We start from the raw sequence: 16,693 nt of genomic DNA, 5'->3' as shown, positions 1-16,693 counted from the left end.
ATCAAGCGCCCACACTTATCGGCTGTAAATTTTTAAAGATCGATCGCGAAAGCGCCGTTAAAACTGCTCAACTACCGGCTTCTTTCTGCGTTGCTGCGTCAGCAGCAGAGAAACGAGATTATGAAGACTGCCCGGCGATCTGTCAACAGGTTTTTTTACTTCGTTCAACCTGCCGCTTAACTTCCAATCACCCGCAGACCCAGTCGCCACAAGGCTTTCGCCCGGGCTTCCCGTCTCCCCGCGCCTTCATCGAAAGCGCGAAAGACCGGAATTCTAGTCACGCAGATGACATCTTGCAAGCGGTTTTTTGACGGGATAGCAAAGTCGGACTGAACACGGCTCCCCTGCTCCATATAGCAGTCGCCATAGTGCTTCTGGCCGATGCCTTCCGGCCGCGCAGCAACGACGATCCCCCATCGCGCACGGGCCCATCCGGCCTGCTCCTGCTGCCCAATCCGATGGCGCGCACGGAACCGACTAGAATATGGGGTTCTCTGCACCCCAACTCACAGATTTATGCGCTCGCGAATCGCCAAACGCCTTCCTCCTGACGCCGACAAACTCGTCGGCCTCTCGCTCGCCCTGTTCGCCTCGGGCAGCCGCACCGAAGACCGCTTCTGGGAGGCAAAGCTCGACACGCTGCTAGCGAAGGTCGTGCGCAACGGCAATCAGACTACGCTCGACGCCGCGCTCGATCATTTGCAGCAGAATCATCCGGACGCCTATGGCGCGCTCGCCGACATGGCAGAGACGCACAGCGAGTCGTTCATCGTCGAACACGACGGCGCGCAATACGAAGCGCTGCTCGTCGCCGCGCCGGTGCTGGCCTGGACACGCTATGTCATCCCTTCGGGCCCGCTGAAGGCGGATGGAGCCGATGCCCTGCGCACCCATCTTCAGGCCCACGTGCTGGCGAACGGCACGCGCGTCGCGATGGCCCCCTATCTCTATAGCATCGACCAGTTGCCGCGCCACCATGTCGAAACCTGGCGCCTCGCACAACAGCTTACGCAGGCGGCGCTAAGCGGCACGCCGGCGAAAATCAGCTCGGGCGAACTGCCGGAAACGTCGCCGATCCTCGCCGATCCGCGTTTCCTGCTCGCCGTCGTCGCAGCACCCGTTGGCGCCCCGCTCTTCCGCTGGCAGGAAGAGGAGCACGGCTCGCGTATCGAGCGCGGCCAGTGCCTGGAACAATGGGCCACCCAGGGCGGCGCCAACCTTGCCGTCGTCATGCCGGGCTGCGAGTTCGAGTGCCTGCTGCCGGACGCCTACTACTCCGCCTGCCGCGACGCCGACGAGCGCGTGCGCCCGCACACCATCCGCACCGCCGTGCGTTATCTGCTCGACACGATCGGCGCGGGCGCGCAGGACCTGCGTGCCGTCGTCGCCGGCTTCGGCGAGCGCCGTATCGACGAATACCGCATCGGCTTCACGAAGCGCGGCAGCAATGACGTGCTGTATGGCGTGGTCTGGCCGCTCTATGGCCGCGAGAACGGCGACGCCGACATCGACGAAGAACCGACCGAAGAGAGTGTCAGCAGCGGTCCGCTCGAAGAGATCGTTGCGCTGCTGAAGGAATCGGGCATCACCGACATCCGTCGTCACGCCGGCCGCTTCGAGCCGGAATATTGCGATGACTGCGGCGTGCCGCTCTATGCGGATCCGCTCGGCGAGATCGTCCACGCCGAGATGCCAGAAGATGCTGAGCCCGTACAGCCACACTTCCACTAGGACAACGCCCAAATTCCTACCCGGTCCCGCCTGTGTGCGGGACTTTTTTTTGCCCTATGTCTTATGCCTTTTGGACAGGCCGCCAGCGCGCAACCTTTTTGTCATCATGGTGCTGTTGGTCTGGTTCACCGCCGCTTAGAAGCGGTGCGCGTTTCACAACATTGCGAGAGGCCGTCAACGAGAGGAGGGCAAATCCATGCGGTTCGTTGTACTCAATCCGGACGCCGAAAGGCGCGAAGGGCTCAAGGCGCTGTTAAGACAAATCGACCGTCGCGCACGCTTCAATGACGCGCCGGACTGGCGCAGCGCCGAGCGCGCCTTGCAACGGTTCACCCCCAACCTCATCGTGATCGACTGGCACGACGGTATCCGCGCCGGCGAACTGCGCCACTTTGTCATGCGGCACCGCAGCCTGCCCGTCGCCGTACTGGTCGACAGCGGCGAGACGCCTACGACCGTGCGCGCGCTCATCAACGAAGGTGCCCGCGGCATCATCCGGCGCACAACGGACTCCCTCCTGATCGTGAAGTTTCTGGAGCTCATCATGCTCGGCGGCGATCATCTGCCGGCCGACGTGCTCGGTCCATGTACGCCATGGCCCCTGCCGCCCCGGCTCAACGCCAAGGCCGCCGCACAGGCCCGCAAGGTGCGGCCGAAGGTCGACCTGTCACCGCGACAGGAGCAGATCCTGCGATGCGTCCATATGGGCAATACCAACAAGATGATCGCGCGAGCGCTCGGCATCAGCGAGGGCACGGTGAAAGTCCATCTGACAAGCATCTTTCAGCAGCTCGGCGCGCCCAATCGCGCGGCGGCCGTCGCGATCTACAACGGCTTGCTCGCGAACCAGCTGCAGGTGCTGCGCGCGCGATGCGAGCGGGCGGCAAAGCCCAGGCACGGCGAGCACGGCCCGGTGCCATTACGCGCACGCGACGGTCTGGCGCATCGCTATCCGTTGCTGTCAGGCGACAGTGCGGAGCCGCTGCCCTTCGCCGCGGAGCCGGTGACACCTTATGGCGACCCCGCCGCAGCGCAGCAGATGCGCCCCGTCGAGGTCGGCGAGGCCAGCGAGGGTGCGGACGAGGAAGCCCTGGTGCTCGCCCGCGCACACGGCTTGCCTTCCAACGAGTAATATGAAGCACATGGGGTTCCTATTTACGCCGCTTCCGCTCTGGGTTGCTATCGGTGCCTGGGTTGTCACCGCGGGGCTGCTCGCGCTCGCGTTATGGAAGAACCCCTTCAAGCGCCTGCAGGACGCGACGCTCCAGCACGTGTGGCTTGCGATCGTCGTCGCAATCTCCGTGCTGTGGGCAAGCAATGCGTGGCTCGAAGACGGCACCGTGCTGCACCTGCTCGGCGCCACGCTCGTGGTCACGCTATTCGACTGGGGACTCGCGCTCGTCGCCATGGGCGTCGTCGTCGGGCTCGCCGCGCTTGTCTTCGACGCCCCGTGGGAAGGCGTCGCCCTCACCTTCCTGATATTCGGCGCCTTCCCTGTCGCGATTTCGGCGCTGCTGCAGCGCGCCTGCACCGCGTGGCTGCCACGCAACCTCTTCATGTTCATCGTCGGCCAGGGTTTCGTGTCGCCGGCCATCGCCGTTTCGGCGGCGGCCTATCTCGCGCTCGGCACCCATGTCGCGCTCAACGGCGGATCGGCGATCACCGTGCCCGCAGGTTATGCATTCAGCGTATTTCTGCTCGCTTCGGGCGAGGCCTGGTTCACGGGCATGGCAACGGCGCTGATCGCCGTTTACCGTCCGACCTGGGTCACCACCTACGACGTGCGTCGCTATCGTCTGGGCGGCCCGCGAACCTGAGCGCTACCTCAACGCCGCACCGCCAGCAACGTGACGACGGGCGCGACGACACGTCGCGTTCGGCCTTCGGCGCACACGCGGCAGCGCTTGCGCCGATTCCATCGCTCAGGCAGAAGAAAATAATTGTTTCCGGATTGAACTCGACCCGGCTGTACAGCATCTTACGGTGCCTGACGTTTCACCCCTGATCCCAAGCAAGCAGATGGACTGCAACCATGCATCCCGCCGGCTGTTGTTCGTAGCCGGTCAACTGGCGGCGTGCGCCGCGAGCCTCATGCTCATCGCCGCGCCAGCCGCGCAGGCCGATCAACTCGATCAACACAACGATCTCGTCAATCAGTTCGTCACCCAGATGCACGCGGACCCGCTAGTCGCGGACTGCGCGGCGCATGGTGATTTCGTCGCAAGCACGTCGACGGCGCTCGATCACGTCGAGTTTCCACCCAGCTCGTTCGACAGCGCGCACGCGAGCGTGACGCCATGGAACGACTCGTTCGACGAAGGCAAGCAGCGCGTGAAAGTCGATACGATCGTGACGGTCGACGGCATCGGCATTCCCAAAGCAAGCGGCAACTCGCCCTACGACCTGAAGTTTCGCTGCGGCTATGTCGGGCAGCAGATGCTCGCGTTCAGCTGGAACGATCCGGTCCCGCCGGCGCGCGCACGCAGCGAGCGCGGCACGGCGTCGAGCGGCGCCCATGGAAAGGGCAAGCATTCGACCAGGAAGGCCACGGGCAACGGCTCGAAGAAAGCGCCCGCGAGCAAGTCGAGCCACAAGTCGTCGACGAGCAGCACGAAGTCGTCCAGCAAATCGACGACGACGAAATCCACTGCGAAGAAAACGACTTCAAAGAAGAAGACGACGGCTCACTGAACTCGTCAGTACGCTCGATGCAAAAAGGGGGAAACGGCCAGACCGTTTCCCCCTTTTTCTTGATGTCTGTGTGGCGAAGGCGCGTGTTACGCGAACGCCTCCACGTGATGCAGGATAGCCTGCAGCATCGCAGCGCCGAGCGCGGCGCTGCGCTCGCCGTTCCAGCCTACGCGTTCGTCGGGCAGATTGGCGTTGTCCTTGAACGGCATCTCGAGCGTGAGCGACAGGCAGCCATAGCGATGGCCGATGTACTTCGACGCGAGCTTGAGCGCATCTTCGCGGTAGCGGCTCGCCTCGTAGCCGTGCTGATCCTGGAAGTCGGGGCTCGCCACCTTGAACGCCTCGATGAACGCCTTCTGCTCCGTGCGTTGCTGATCGGTAAAGCCCGGCAGCATTTCCGAGCCCGCCACGAACACATAGGGCAGCGTCTCGTCGCCGTGGATGTCGAAGAACAGATCGACGCCCGTGGCTTCGATCGCATTGCGCACGGCCAGCACTTCGGGGCTGCGCTGCGCGTCCGGCCCCATCCACTCGCGGTTCAGGTTCGCGCCCACGGCGTTGGTGCGCAGATTCCCGTGCACGCTGCCGTCCGGATTCATGTTCGGCACGATATGGAACACGGCGCGGTCGTACAGCTTGCGCGCGACCGGATCGCCCGCCCAGTCGCCCCAACCGGCGAGCCGCTTGACCAACCCTTCGACGAACCATTCGGCCATGCTCTCGCCCGGATGCTGGCGCGCGATGATCCACACCGTCTTCCTGGGCTTGCCGTCAGGCGCGGTGTCGCCCGGCATGCCGAGCGAGAGCAGCGACATGGGCCGGCCTTCCACGCTTTGCCCGAGTTCCGTGAGCGTGGCGTGCGGCAGCTGCTGAAGCGCGCCAAGGAACTCCGAGTGACGCTCTTCGCTATACGGCTCGAAGTACGCGTAGTAGATGCTGTCGAAGTCGGGCGTGTGATCGATGACGAGTTCCTTCCCGTCATACGAGGTCGGCACGCGGAACCAGTTCACGCGGTCGTAGCTCGCCGCGGCCTGGTAGTCGCGCCAGCCCTCGGGAAATGCGCAGGCCGACGCGTTCTCGAACGTCATCACGCAACGCTCGCCGCGTACGCCCGAGAGGCGGAAGTAGAACCATTGCGCGAACTCGGACTGGTTGTCCGCCCGCACGCGCAGACGGATGTCGTCGGCGCGCTCGCACGACAGAACCTCGATCGCGCCCGCATCGAACTGGCTGGTGATGGCAATCGTCATGGTGTTTTCCTTCCCGCTTGCTTGTTCACTTACTCGGCGATGCGCCGACGAAATACATAGGTCGAATCGTTCGATGCATCTGCATCGAACGCGTAGCCTTCCACGTCAAACGCCTTGAGCGCTGCGGGCTCGGCCACGCGGTTCTCGACGGCATAACGCGCCATCAACCCGCGCGCGCGCTTCGCGTGGAAGCTGATGATCTTGTAACGCCCGCCCTTCCAGTCTTCGAATACCGGCGTGATCACAGGCGCGGCGAGCTTCTTCGGCTTCACGGCCTTGAAGTACTCGTTCGACGCGCAGTTCACCACCACGCGCGCGCCCTGCGCTGCTTTCGCGTGGTTGTGCTCGATCTGCGCATTGATCGCGTGCGTGATGCGCTCGCCCCAAAACGCGTACAGATCCTTGCCGCGCGCATTTTCGAAACGCGTGCCCATTTCCAGGCGATAAGGCTGCAGCAGGTCGAGCGGACGCAGCAGGCCATAGAGCCCGGAGAGCACGCGCACATGATGTTGCGCGAAGTCGAGATCCGCCGACGAGAGCGACTTCGCGTCGAAGCCTTCGTAGACGTCGCCGTTGAACGCGAGCACGGCCTGCTTCGCGTTGGTCTGGCTGAACTGCTTCGACCAGTCGGCATAGCGCTGGAAATTCAGGCGCGCGAGCGGGTCGGAAATGCTCATGAGCGAACCGATCTGCTGCGGCGAGAGGCGGCGCAGGCCGGCGATCAGCTCGGCTGCGTCGTCGACGAAATCGGGGATGGTGTGGGCTTCGATGTGCGCCGGCGTGTCATAGTCGAGCGATTTGGCCGGCGACAGAACGATTATCATAGAGGCTTGCAGGCACGATGTGCCGATGTTCAAAGGCGAAAGCCCGATTGTAGCGAATTCACGAATGACCGGCCTCACGCCCCCAACCGCAGCCCCCCTCTCGCCCACCGCCGCTAGCGCGCTCCCCGTGGTTCTCGACTCGAACGTCTGGCTCGATATCCTCGTATTCGACGACCTGCACACGCGCCCCATTCGCGCGGCGCTCGAGCGCGGCGCGATCCAGGCGCTGATCGACGCGCGCTGCCAGGCCGAGTTGGCCCACGTGCTCGACTATCCGCAGTTCGCGGATCGCGGCGTCGCGAAAGCGGACGCGCTCGCGGCGCTGGCCGGGCTCGTCGAACTGATCGAGCTGCCCGAGCTTGCCGCCGACGCGCGGCCCCTGCCCCAATGCCGCGATCGCGACGACCAGAAGTTTCTGGAACTGGCACGCGCCAGCGGCGCACAGTGGCTCGTCTCGAAGGACCGCGCGGTGCTCAAGCTCGCGAAGCGCGTGGCGCGCGACTTTGGCTTTCGCATCGCGACGCCTGATGCCTTCGTCGCCGAATGTGTGCAGAACGCGGCTCAAGCCGCCCAGGCCTGATGCCCTTGCGTCACGGCGCTCGCGCCCGGCCTGAGCACCGCAGCGGCGCCGATTTGCCTACAATCGGACTTTGACCCAACTTTTCCCGTCCCAACGTCCGACTCCCGCCCGCGACATGAACGCACCGCATCCCACGCAGAATTCGCAGGACACCCTGCTCACGCCCTCTTTTCCGTCGCGTCTGCCGAACGTCGGCACGACGATCTTCACCGTGATGAGCGCGCTCGCCGCCGAAAAGGGCGCGGTCAACCTGGGCCAGGGCTTTCCCGACTTCGATTGCGATTCGCGTATCGTCGACGCCGTCGCGCAAGCCATGCGCGAGGGCCACAACCAGTACCCGCCGATGGCAGGCATCGCCGCGCTGCGCGAAGCGATCGCGGACAAGATCGAGCACGTGTACGGCCGCCGCTACGACGCCAATAGCGAGATCACGGTGACGGCCGGCGCCACGCAAGCGCTCCTCACGGCGATTCTCGCGACCGTGCACGCGGGCGACGAAGTGATCGTGGTCGAGCCGACCTACGACAGCTATTTGCCGTCGATCGAACTGGCGGGCGGCAAGCCCGTGTTCGTGACGCTCGAAGCGCCCGACTACGCGATTCCGTTCGACCGCCTCGCCGCGGCCATCACGCCGAAAACGCGCCTCATCCTCATCAACACGCCGCACAACCCGACGGGCACGGTGTGGCGCGCCGAGGACATGCAAAAGCTCGAGGAGATCGTGCGCGGCACCAACGTGCTGATCCTCTCCGACGAGGTCTACGAGCACATGGTCTACGACGGCCAGCCGCACGAAAGCGTGGCGCGCTATCCGGAGCTGGCCGCGCGCAGCTTCATCGTGTCGAGCTTCGGCAAGACCTATCACGTGACGGGCTGGAAGGTCGGCTATGTCGCCGCGCCCGCGCCGCTCACCGCCGAGTTCCGCAAGGTGCACCAGTTCAACGTGTTCACCGTGAACACGCCGATGCAGTTCGGCCTGGCGCAGTATCTGCGCGATCCGAAGCCGTATCTGGAACTGCCCGCGTTCTACCAGAAGAAGCGCGACTTCTTCCGCGCCGGCCTCGCCAGCACGCGCTTCAAGCTGCTGCCGTGCGAAGGCACCTACTTCCAGTGCGTGGACTATTCGGCGATCAGCGATCTGCCCGAAGCGGAATTCTCGAAGTGGCTCACAGCGGAGATCGGCGTGGCCGCGATTCCGGTGTCAGCGTTCTATCACGAGGCACACGAATCGGGCGTCGTGCGCTTTTGCTTCGCCAAGCAGGAAAGCACGCTCGCGACCGCGCTCGAGCGGCTCGCGCGGCTCTGATGTCGTGCGCGCGCGATGAATCCACGAACGGCAGTGCGTTCCCGATCATCGCGCGCAACAACGTGCAAACCGCAACAACGCTTACGAGTTCGCCTCGATATACGCCTTGCGGTCGGCGTTGACGCGCTGCGCCGTCGGACGTTCACCGAGCAGCTTGAGATACGATTTCCAGTCGATGCCCACATCGGCGAGGAAATCGCTGCCGTACACCGCCTGCGTCGCGCGGCCCACGAGCGGCAGGCTCACGAACGCCGCCGCATCGGCCACACCGAACTGCTCGCCCGCCACGTAAGGCGCGAACTTCGCGATCCGCTTGAAGGCCGCCACGTAGCGGCGCAGCCGCTTTTCCATGGTCGCCTTGACCTCGTCGGTCGCCTTGCCGCCGAAGAACGCCTCGCCGTAAAGCTCACGCGCATTCAACTCCAGATGCGTCTCGATGAAGACGATGAGTTCGCGCTCCTTCGCTGCCTGCCACGGATCCGCCGCGAAGATGTGCTTCTCTGGAAAGCGCGCCGCCAGGTACTCGACGATCACTTCCGACTCGCACAAGAAGCCCTGCTCCGTTTCGATAAATGGCACCTTGCCGCCCGGCGACTGCGCGAGCAGCGCCTCGTCGAGCGGCAGCTTGTTCGGCACCTCCTCGAATGCGATGCCGTGCTCGAGCAGCAGAAGCTTGACCTTGTTGTAGTAATTCGACAGCGCGAAACCGTGCAGCTTGATCATCCTCGTTGCCTCCTTGAGAGGGGCAGTTCCCTTATCGGAACTGCCGAACCGTTTTCATAAAATTGTACGACCGTGCTATTCTAGGCCAATCATGGAGCCAGGCTTCCAATGACTTCACATCATTTCAACATTGAGACAATCGGCATCGTCGGCACCGGCGCGATGGGCCGCGGCATCGCCCAGATCGCCGCGCAGGCAGGCCTCGCGGTGCGCCTCTACGACACGAACCCGCAGGCGGTCGCCGCCGCGCGCGACTATCTCGCCGACACCTTCGCGAAACTCGCGGCAAAAGGCAAGCTCGACGAGCCCGCCGCCAACGCCGCGCTCGAGCGCGTGAGCGGTGCGCACACGCTCGATGATCTCGCGGTCTGCGATCTCGTGGTCGAGGCGATCGTCGAGAATCTCGAGGCCAAGCGTACGCTCTTTCGCGAACTCGAAACCGTGGTGGGCGAGCGTTGCCTGCTCGTTTCGAACACGTCTTCGCTTTCCATTACCGCCATCGCCGCCGCATGCAGCGATCCCTCGCGCGTCGCGGGCTATCACTTCTTCAACCCCGTGCCGCTCATGAAGGTGGTCGAAGTGATCGACGGCCTGCGTAGCGATCCCGCCGCCGGCGACGCGCTCATGGCGCTCGCGCGCCGCATGGGCCACACGCCAGTGCGCGCGAAGGACATGCCCGGCTTCATCGTCAATCACGCGGGCCGCGGCATGAATACCGAAGGCCTGCGCGTGGCGGGCGAAGGCGTAGCGAGCTTCGTCGAGATCGATCGCATCATGCGCGAGCAGGCGGGCTTTCGCCTCGGACCGTTCGAGCTGCTCGACCTCACCGCGCTCGATGTCTCGCATCCGGTGATGGAGTCGATCTATCACCAGTTCTACGAAGAGCCGCGCTTCACGCCGTCGCCCATCACGGGTGTGCGGCTCGCGGGCGGGCTCGTTGGCCGCAAGACCGGTGAAGGCTTCTATCGCTACGTCGATGGCAAGCAGCAGGTGTCCGACGAACCAGCCGCGCCCACGGTGCTGCCCGCACGCGTCTGGGTGAGCCGCCGCGACGCCGCCGCGCGTGACGCCGTGCTCGCGCTCGCAGCGAAAGCGGGCGTGGCGGTCGACGAAGGCGATACGCCGGCGGCCGACTCGCTGATCGTCGTCGCGCCGCTCGGCCTCGACGCCACGACCGCCGCGCTCGACGAGCAGCTCGACGCGAGCCGCGTCGTCGCCATCGACTCGCTGTTCCCGCTCGACACCGCGAAGCGCCGCACGCTGATGACGACGCCCGCGACCACGCGCGAAGCCCGCGACGCGGGCCACGCGCTCTTCGCCGCCGACGGTGTGCCCGTTACCGTGATCCGCGATTCGACGGGCTTCGTCGCGCAGCGTATCGTCGCGACGATCGTCAACATCGGTTGCGACATCGCGCAAAAACAAATCGCCACGCCCCGCGACATCGACCTCGCGGTCACGCTAGGCCTGGGCTACCCGCGCGGCCCGCTCGCGCTCGGCGACGCGCTGGGCGCGCGCACGATCCTCGCGATCCTGCGCAACATCCACACCGTGCTCGGCGATCCGCGCTATCGCCCGTCGCCGTGGCTCGCGCGCCGCGCGCAGCTCGGCCTTTCGCTGACGCAAACAGACGCAGCAGACATCAACGCATCGAACGAGGCACCGCAATGAGCGCCGAACTCCGCAGCACCCGCCCGCAAGGCCACGAATCGACACTCGTCCTCACGCTGTCGAACCCCGGCGCGCGTAACGCGCTGCATCCCGACATGTACGCCGCCGCCGTCGAAGCCTTCGACGCCGCCGAGCGCGACCCGTCGCTGCGCGCGATCGTCCTCACGGGCGCCGACAACTTCTTCTGCGCGGGCGGCAACCTCAACCGTCTGCTCGAAAACCGCGCGAAAGACCCTTCGGTGCAGGCCGCCAGCATCGACATGCTCGCCGCCTGGGTCACCGCGATGCGCCAGTCGAGCAAGCCGATCATCGCGGCCGTGGAAGGCGCCGCTGCCGGCGCGGGCTTCTCGCTCGCGCTCGCCGCCGACCTGCTCGTCGCCGCCGACGATGCGAAGTTCGTCATGGCCTATTCGCGCGTAGGTCTGACACCTGACGGCGGCGGCTCGTGGTTCCTCGCGCGCGCGCTGCCGCGCTCGCTCGCGTTCGAGCTGATGGTGGAAGGCAAGCCGGTCGGCGCGGCGCGTCTCGCGGAACTGGGCGTCGTGAACCGGCTCGCGAAGCCGCAAACGGCGCTCGATACGGCGCTTGCGTGGGCCGACGAACTCGCGAATATCTCGCCGAATTCGGTCGCGCGCATCAAGGGTTTGACGAACGTCGCGGACGCGCAGCCGCTCGAAGCTCAGCTCGCTGCGGAGCGCGAGAGTTTCGTCGCGTCGCTGCATCACCGCGACGGCCTCGAAGGCATTACCGCGTTCCTCGAAAAACGCGCCCCTGTCTACAAGTAAACCGGCTTCACTCCGCACGAGCGGCACACCCATGACCGAGTACCAGTTGCCCGCGCGCCGGCGCCTCTACGTGATGCGTCACGGCGACGTTACCTACTTCGACGAGACCGGTCGCGCCATCGACCCGGACACCGTGCCGCTCAACGAGAACGGTCGCGCCCAGGCCACCGCCGCCGGCGAAGCGTTCGCCTTGCAGGGGGTGCGTTTCGATCGCGTGATCGTCAGCGGACTGCGCCGCACGGTCGAGACCGCGCAGCGCGCGCTCGCGGCAACCGGTCAGTCGATCGAACTCGAAGTGCAGAGCGCGTGGGAAGAGATTCGCGGCGGGCGTCTCGCCGCCATTCCCCCCGCCGAAGTCGAAGATGCCTTCCTGCGCGTGTTCGACGGCATCGTGCCGGAAGACACGCGCTTTCTCGGCGGCGAGACCATCGGCGAGTTGCTCGACCGCGTGCTGCCGCCGCTCGATGCGCTGCGCGCCGACCTGTCGTGGGACTCGGCGCTGCTCGTGCTGCACGGCGGCGTGAACCGCGCGATTCTCTCGCATGCGATCACGGCGGGCGGACGCGCATTCTTCGGCCATCTCGCGCAGGCCACGGGCTGCATCAACGCGCTCGATGTCGGCGCCGAACCGCGGGACTGGGTCGTGCGCATGCTCAACTACGCGCCGCCCTCGCCGCTGCACCGCGACACCCGCAACACCACGATGGAGATGCTGTACGCGCAATACCTGCGTTATAGACCGCACGGCTGACGCGCGGCGACCCACAGGAGAATCAGGAGAAGGGAGACGAATATGGCGCAAGCCACCCCGGATGGAGACACGCACAACAACGCGCAAACGCGCCCCGACTACTCGGCGTTCGAAGGCACGCGCCCGGTTGCCGAGCGCCAGCGCTTCGACACCGAGGCGCTGAGCGCCTGGCTCACCGCTCACGTGGAAGGCTTCCAGGGCCCCCTCACGATCGAGCAGTTCGCCGGCGGCCAGTCGAACCCGACGTTCAAGCTCATCACGCCCGGCCGCACCTACGTGATGCGCGCGAAGCCGGGACCCAAGGCGAAGCTGCTGCCGTCTGCGCACGCGATCGAACGCGAATACCGCGTGATGGACGCGCTCGCCTCAAGCGACGTCCCGGTCGCAAAGATGCTCGCGCTCTGCGACGACGAAGCGGTGATCGGCCGCGCGTTCTACGTGATGGAGTTCGTCGAGGGCCGCGTGCTCTGGGACCAGTCGCTGCCCGGCATGACGCGCGAGCAACGCGGCGCGATCTACGACGAGATGAACCGTGTGATCGCCGCGCTCCACAACGTGGAGCCCGACGCCGTGGGTCTCGCCGACTACGGCAAGCCAGGCAATTATTTCGCACGCCAGATCGATCGCTGGAGCCGCCAGTACCAGGCCTCGGAAACGGAGCGCATCGACGCCATGCATCACCTGATCGAATGGCTGCCGCAGCACATGCCCGACGATGCGGGCTCGCGCGTGTCGGTCGTGCATGGCGACTATCGCCTCGACAACCTGATCTTTCACCCGAGCGAGCCGAGCGTGCTGGCCGTGCTCGACTGGGAGCTCTCCACGCTCGGCGACCCGCTCGCCGACTTCTCGTATCACTGCATGGCCTGGCACGTCGATCCCGCGCAGTTCCGCGGCATTGCCGGGCTCGACTGGCAGGCGCTCGGCATTCCCGACGAGGCGCAGTACGTCGCACGCTATTGCGAGCGCACCGGCCTCGAGATTCGCGGCGACTGGAACTTCTATCTTGCGTACAACATGTTCCGGATCGCGGCGATCCTGCAGGGCATCATGAAACGCGTGGTGGACGGCACGGCCGCGAGCGCGCAGGCCGTCGACGCAGGCCGCCGCGCGAGGCCCATGGCGGAGCTCGCCTGGCGCTACGCCCAGAAGGTTCGCTGAAACCGTTCGGGAACGACTCACTTTTCCCTGTTACTGCATCGCATTGCGAGGTCACCGATGAATTTCGATTACTCCCCGAAAGTGCAGACGCTGCGCGAGAAACTGCTCGCGTTTTTCGACGAACACATCTATCCGAACGAAGCCGTCTTTCATGAGGAAGTCGAGCGCAATCGTGCGAACGGCAACCCGTGGGTGCCGACGCAAATCGTCGAACAGTTGAAAGAGAAGGCGCGCGAAGCGGGCCTGTGGAACCTGTTCCTGCCCGCCTCCGAACGCGGCGCGGGTCTCACGAACCTCGAATACGCGCCGCTGTGCGAAATCATGGGCCGCGTGCACTGGGCGCCTGAGGTGTTCAACTGCAGCGCGCCCGACACCGGCAACATGGAAACCATCGAGCGCTACGGCAGCGAGGCGCACAAGCAGCAATGGCTCGCGCCGCTGCTGGCAGGCCAGATCCGCTCCGCCTTCCTGATGACCGAGCCCGACGTGGCCTCGTCGGACGCGACGAACATCCAGACGCGCATCGAGCGCGACGGCGACGACTACGTGATCAACGGCACGAAGTGGTGGTCGTCGGGTGCGGGCGACCCGCGCTGCGCAATCTACATCCTGATGGGCAAGACCGACCCCGATGCGCCGCGCCATGCTCAACAGTCGATGATCCTCGTGCCCTCGGATACGGCCGGCATCACCGTGCGCCGCCCGCTCACCGTGTTCGGCTACGACGACGCACCGCATGGCCATATGGAGATCACGCTCGAAAACGTGCGCGTGCCCGCGTCGAACATTTTGCTCGGCGAAGGCCGCGGGTTCGAGATCGCGCAAGGGCGGCTCGGACCGGGCCGCATCCATCACTGCATGCGTCTCATCGGCCTCGCAGAACGTGCGCTCGAGTTCATGGCAAAACGCGCCCTCTCGCGCGTGGCGTTCGGCAAGGCGGTCGCCCAGCAGACCGTCACCCAGGAGCGCATTGCCGAAGCGCGCTGCATGATCGAACAGGCCCGCCTGCTCACGCTCAAGACCGCGTACATGATGGACACCGTCGGCAACAAGGGCGCGCGCGGCGAGATCGCCATGATCAAGGTGGTGGCGCCGAACATGGCCTGCCAGGTGATCGACTGGGCCATGCAAGTGCACGGTGCGGCCGGCGTGAGCGGCGACTTCCCGCTGGCGTACTCGTACGCCTCGGCACGCACGCTGCGCTTCGCCGACGGCCCCGACGAGGTGCACCGCAACGCCATCGCCAAGCTCGAACTCGCGCGCCATATGGATGCGGGCGCGGCATCGCGCGTGGAAATGCCGGTCACGCGCTCGTAAATCCGCGTAAGTCCACAAACGCAGCAGGGGCGCTCGTGCGCCCTCTGCGAGCGACGCGGAACTATGCTAATTTGCGCCAGATCGGGCGTCGCGCAAGACTATCCAGACTTTCGCGGCGCCTTCTTTCATGGTGCCAAGGAGCCACGATGATCGACGTCTACAGCTGGGCCACGCCGAACGGTCACAAAGTCCATATCATGCTCGAGGAAACCGGCCTCGAATACCGGGTGCATCCGGTCGATATCGGCGCGGGCGACCAGTTCAAGCCCGAATTCCTCGCCATCAGCCCGAACAACAAGATTCCCGCCATTACCGACTCCGAAGGCCCGCGCCGCGCCGACGGCCAGCCGTTCTCGCTGTTCGAGTCGGGCGCGATCCTGATCTATCTCGCCGCGAAAACCGGCCGCTTCATGCCTGAGGACCTCGCGGCGCGCTACGACGTGCTGCAATGGGTGATGTTCCAGATGGGCGGCCTCGGCCCCATGCTCGGCCAGGCGCACCACTTCCGCATCTACGCGCCCGAGAAGATCGAGTATGCGGTCAATCGCTACACGAACGAAGCGAAGCGCCTCTACAACGTGATGGAAACGCAGCTCGAAAAGACCGAGTATCTGGCCGGCGACGAATACACCATCGCGGATATCGCCGCATTCCCGTGGACGCGCTCCTGGCAAAACCAGGGCGTCGAGCTCGATTCGCTGCCCAACGTGAAGCGCTGGCACGAAACGATCGCAGCGCGGCCCGCGGTCAAGCGCGGCGTGGAAGTGCTCGCCAATGTGCGCAAGCCGCTCATGGATGAGAAGGCGAAGGAGATGCTGTTCGGCGCGACGCAGTACGCCAGGCACTAACGCATTGCGCTGAAGCTCAGGCAAGACAAAAGGGGCGGCCGCCTCGCAGCGGAGCGCCCCTTTTCGTTGAGCACGCAACCAGACTAGAAGTAGTGCCGCGTGATGAACTCGGCCACGCACGCGGGCCGCTCACCGCCTTCGCGCTCGATGCTCACATCCCACACGACCTGCACGCCGCCGCCCTCCACGTCGCTCACTTCTTTCACCGCAATACGTGCACGCACCTTCGCGCCCACGGGCACCGGCTGCGTGAAGCGCACGCGGTTGAGGCCGTAGTTCACGCCCATGCGCTGGCGCATATGCAGCGTTCCTCCCAGCAGCACGGGAATCAGCGAAAGCGTGAGAAAGCCGTGCGCAATCGGGCCGCCAAACGGCGACTCGCGGCGCGCGCGTTCGGCGTCGATATGGATCCACTGGTGGTCGCCCGTGGCGTCGGCAAAACCGTGCACGTCCGCCTCGCTTACCTCGCGCCAGCCGCTCACGAGCGGCCCAGCGCCGATCAGCGCGCGCAACGCCGCCGCGTCGGCAATCTGCATGACATCGCTTTCGCTCACGTTGCGCCCCCTGGATGGCGAAGGCCGAACAGCGCCTTCGAACGCACGGTCACGATCAGCTCGCCGTGCTGGTTGTGTCCTTCCCACTGCGTTTCGACGATACCGCGGTCCGGCTTGCTCGCCGACACGCGCTTGCTCAGGATCGCATTCGTCATCGTCAACGTGTCGCCCACGCGCGTGGGCTTGAGCCAGCGGATCTCGTCGACGCCGGGCGAGCCCATCGAGGTCGAGTCCTTGAGAAAGTTGCGCACGAGCATGCCCATCATGACCGAGCAGGTATGCCAGCCACTCGCAACGAGCCCGCCGAACATCGACGCCTCGCCGCCCCCCTCGCTCATGTGGAATGGTTGCGGATCGAATTGCTCCGCGAATTGCACCACCTCGTCGCGCCCGAAGGTGTGGGAACCGACCACATAGCGCTTGCCCACTTCGAGATCTTCGTAACTCACGCCCATCCGTTTTCTCCGCCGATGTTGCCCTGTTGTTGCCTGCTGCCGCCAC

The 16,693-nt window shown here is 65.2% G+C and carries 18 protein-coding genes; 13 read left to right on the top strand and 5 right to left on the bottom strand.

Annotation, left to right across the window (positions count from 1 at the left end; genetic code table 11):
- From AB4Y35_RS12735 to AB4Y35_RS12715, 5 genes are all read left to right on the top strand, one after another.
- Nucleotides 1-311, top strand: a 311-nt coding sequence (locus AB4Y35_RS12735) for a hypothetical protein (RefSeq protein ID WP_368704620.1), incomplete at its 5' end; no start/stop codon positions are given.
- A gap of 205 nt (nt 312-516) precedes the next feature.
- A complete protein-coding gene (locus AB4Y35_RS12730) occupies nt 517-1,731 on the top strand; it encodes a DUF2863 family protein (protein WP_321929780.1) in 1,215 nt (404 codons plus the stop codon).
- Between the two features lie 196 nt (nt 1,732-1,927).
- Nucleotides 1,928-2,863, top strand: coding sequence for a LuxR C-terminal-related transcriptional regulator (locus tag AB4Y35_RS12725; protein WP_368690821.1), 936 nt, complete (start codon nt 1,928-1,930; stop codon nt 2,861-2,863).
- 10 nt (nt 2,864-2,873) lie between these two features.
- Nucleotides 2,874-3,548 (top strand): energy-coupling factor ABC transporter permease, encoded by a 675-nt coding sequence (locus AB4Y35_RS12720; RefSeq protein WP_342921069.1) that lies wholly within the window; start codon nt 2,874-2,876, stop codon nt 3,546-3,548.
- Nucleotides 3,549-3,750: 202 nt separating this feature from the next.
- The gene (locus AB4Y35_RS12715) at nt 3,751-4,422 is read left to right on the top strand and encodes a hypothetical protein (protein ID WP_368690822.1); all 672 of its coding nucleotides are present in this window, start codon (nt 3,751-3,753) and stop codon (nt 4,420-4,422) included.
- A gap of 86 nt (nt 4,423-4,508) precedes the next feature.
- Here AB4Y35_RS12715 and AB4Y35_RS12710 read toward each other — a convergent pair whose 3' ends face one another.
- On the bottom strand, nt 4,509-5,672 hold the full coding sequence (locus tag AB4Y35_RS12710; protein WP_368704619.1) for a M14-type cytosolic carboxypeptidase: 1,164 nt from the start codon (nt 5,670-5,672) through the stop codon (nt 4,509-4,511).
- A 29-nt stretch (nt 5,673-5,701) separates the two neighbouring features.
- Complete coding sequence (gene yaaA, locus AB4Y35_RS12705) at nt 5,702-6,496, bottom strand: peroxide stress protein YaaA (protein WP_368704618.1); 795 nt, start codon at nt 6,494-6,496, stop codon at nt 5,702-5,704.
- Nucleotides 6,497-6,560: 64 nt separating this feature from the next.
- On the opposite strand from yaaA, the gene AB4Y35_RS12700 reads away from it, so the two are divergent.
- Nucleotides 6,561-7,076, top strand: a complete 516-nt coding sequence (locus tag AB4Y35_RS12700) for a putative toxin-antitoxin system toxin component, PIN family (RefSeq protein ID WP_368704617.1) — start codon at nt 6,561-6,563, stop codon at nt 7,074-7,076.
- Between the two features lie 115 nt (nt 7,077-7,191).
- Nucleotides 7,192-8,382 (top strand): pyridoxal phosphate-dependent aminotransferase, encoded by a 1,191-nt coding sequence (locus AB4Y35_RS12695; RefSeq protein WP_368695995.1) that lies wholly within the window; start codon nt 7,192-7,194, stop codon nt 8,380-8,382.
- A gap of 81 nt (nt 8,383-8,463) precedes the next feature.
- On the opposite strand, the gene AB4Y35_RS12690 is transcribed toward AB4Y35_RS12695, so the two are convergent.
- On the bottom strand, nt 8,464-9,105 hold the full coding sequence (locus AB4Y35_RS12690; RefSeq protein WP_368704616.1) for a glutathione S-transferase: 642 nt from the start codon (nt 9,103-9,105) through the stop codon (nt 8,464-8,466).
- A gap of 108 nt (nt 9,106-9,213) precedes the next feature.
- Between AB4Y35_RS12690 and AB4Y35_RS12685 the strand changes: the two genes are divergently transcribed.
- From AB4Y35_RS12685 to AB4Y35_RS12660, 6 genes are all read left to right on the top strand, one after another.
- Nucleotides 9,214-10,776, top strand: coding sequence for a 3-hydroxyacyl-CoA dehydrogenase (locus tag AB4Y35_RS12685; RefSeq protein WP_368704615.1), 1,563 nt, complete (start codon nt 9,214-9,216; stop codon nt 10,774-10,776).
- On the top strand, nt 10,773-11,561 hold the full coding sequence (locus AB4Y35_RS12680; protein ID WP_368704614.1) for an oxepin-CoA hydrolase, alternative type: 789 nt from the start codon (nt 10,773-10,775) through the stop codon (nt 11,559-11,561). Before AB4Y35_RS12685 ends, AB4Y35_RS12680 begins: the two co-directional genes overlap by 4 nt.
- A 31-nt stretch (nt 11,562-11,592) precedes the next feature.
- Complete coding sequence (locus AB4Y35_RS12675) at nt 11,593-12,312, top strand: histidine phosphatase family protein (protein ID WP_368704613.1); 720 nt, start codon at nt 11,593-11,595, stop codon at nt 12,310-12,312.
- Between the two features lie 42 nt (nt 12,313-12,354).
- On the top strand, nt 12,355-13,473 hold the full coding sequence (locus tag AB4Y35_RS12670; RefSeq protein WP_368704612.1) for a phosphotransferase: 1,119 nt from the start codon (nt 12,355-12,357) through the stop codon (nt 13,471-13,473).
- Between the two features lie 57 nt (nt 13,474-13,530).
- Nucleotides 13,531-14,790, top strand: a complete 1,260-nt coding sequence (locus AB4Y35_RS12665; protein ID WP_368704611.1) for an acyl-CoA dehydrogenase — start codon at nt 13,531-13,533, stop codon at nt 14,788-14,790.
- A gap of 146 nt (nt 14,791-14,936) precedes the next feature.
- The gene (locus AB4Y35_RS12660; protein ID WP_368704610.1) at nt 14,937-15,638 is read left to right on the top strand and encodes a glutathione binding-like protein; all 702 of its coding nucleotides are present in this window, start codon (nt 14,937-14,939) and stop codon (nt 15,636-15,638) included.
- Between the two features lie 83 nt (nt 15,639-15,721).
- Here the strand turns inward: AB4Y35_RS12660 and AB4Y35_RS12655 are convergent, their stop codons facing one another.
- Together AB4Y35_RS12655 and AB4Y35_RS12650 are read right to left on the bottom strand one after the other, a co-directional pair.
- On the bottom strand, nt 15,722-16,174 hold the full coding sequence (locus AB4Y35_RS12655) for a MaoC family dehydratase (protein WP_368704664.1): 453 nt from the start codon (nt 16,172-16,174) through the stop codon (nt 15,722-15,724).
- 14 nt (nt 16,175-16,188) lie between these two features.
- Nucleotides 16,189-16,647 carry a MaoC family dehydratase gene (locus tag AB4Y35_RS12650; RefSeq protein ID WP_368704609.1) on the bottom strand — a complete coding sequence of 153 codons (459 nt, stop codon included), beginning with the start codon at nt 16,645-16,647 and terminating at the stop codon, nt 16,189-16,191.
- Between the last annotated feature and the right edge of the window lie 46 nt (nt 16,648-16,693).

The organism is Paraburkholderia sp. EG286A (assembly GCF_040965375.1).
Classification (GTDB): domain Bacteria; phylum Pseudomonadota; class Gammaproteobacteria; order Burkholderiales; family Burkholderiaceae; genus Paraburkholderia.
Note: the sequence above shows the minus strand (reverse complement) of the source record. Positions and strands in the feature narration are given on the sequence as shown.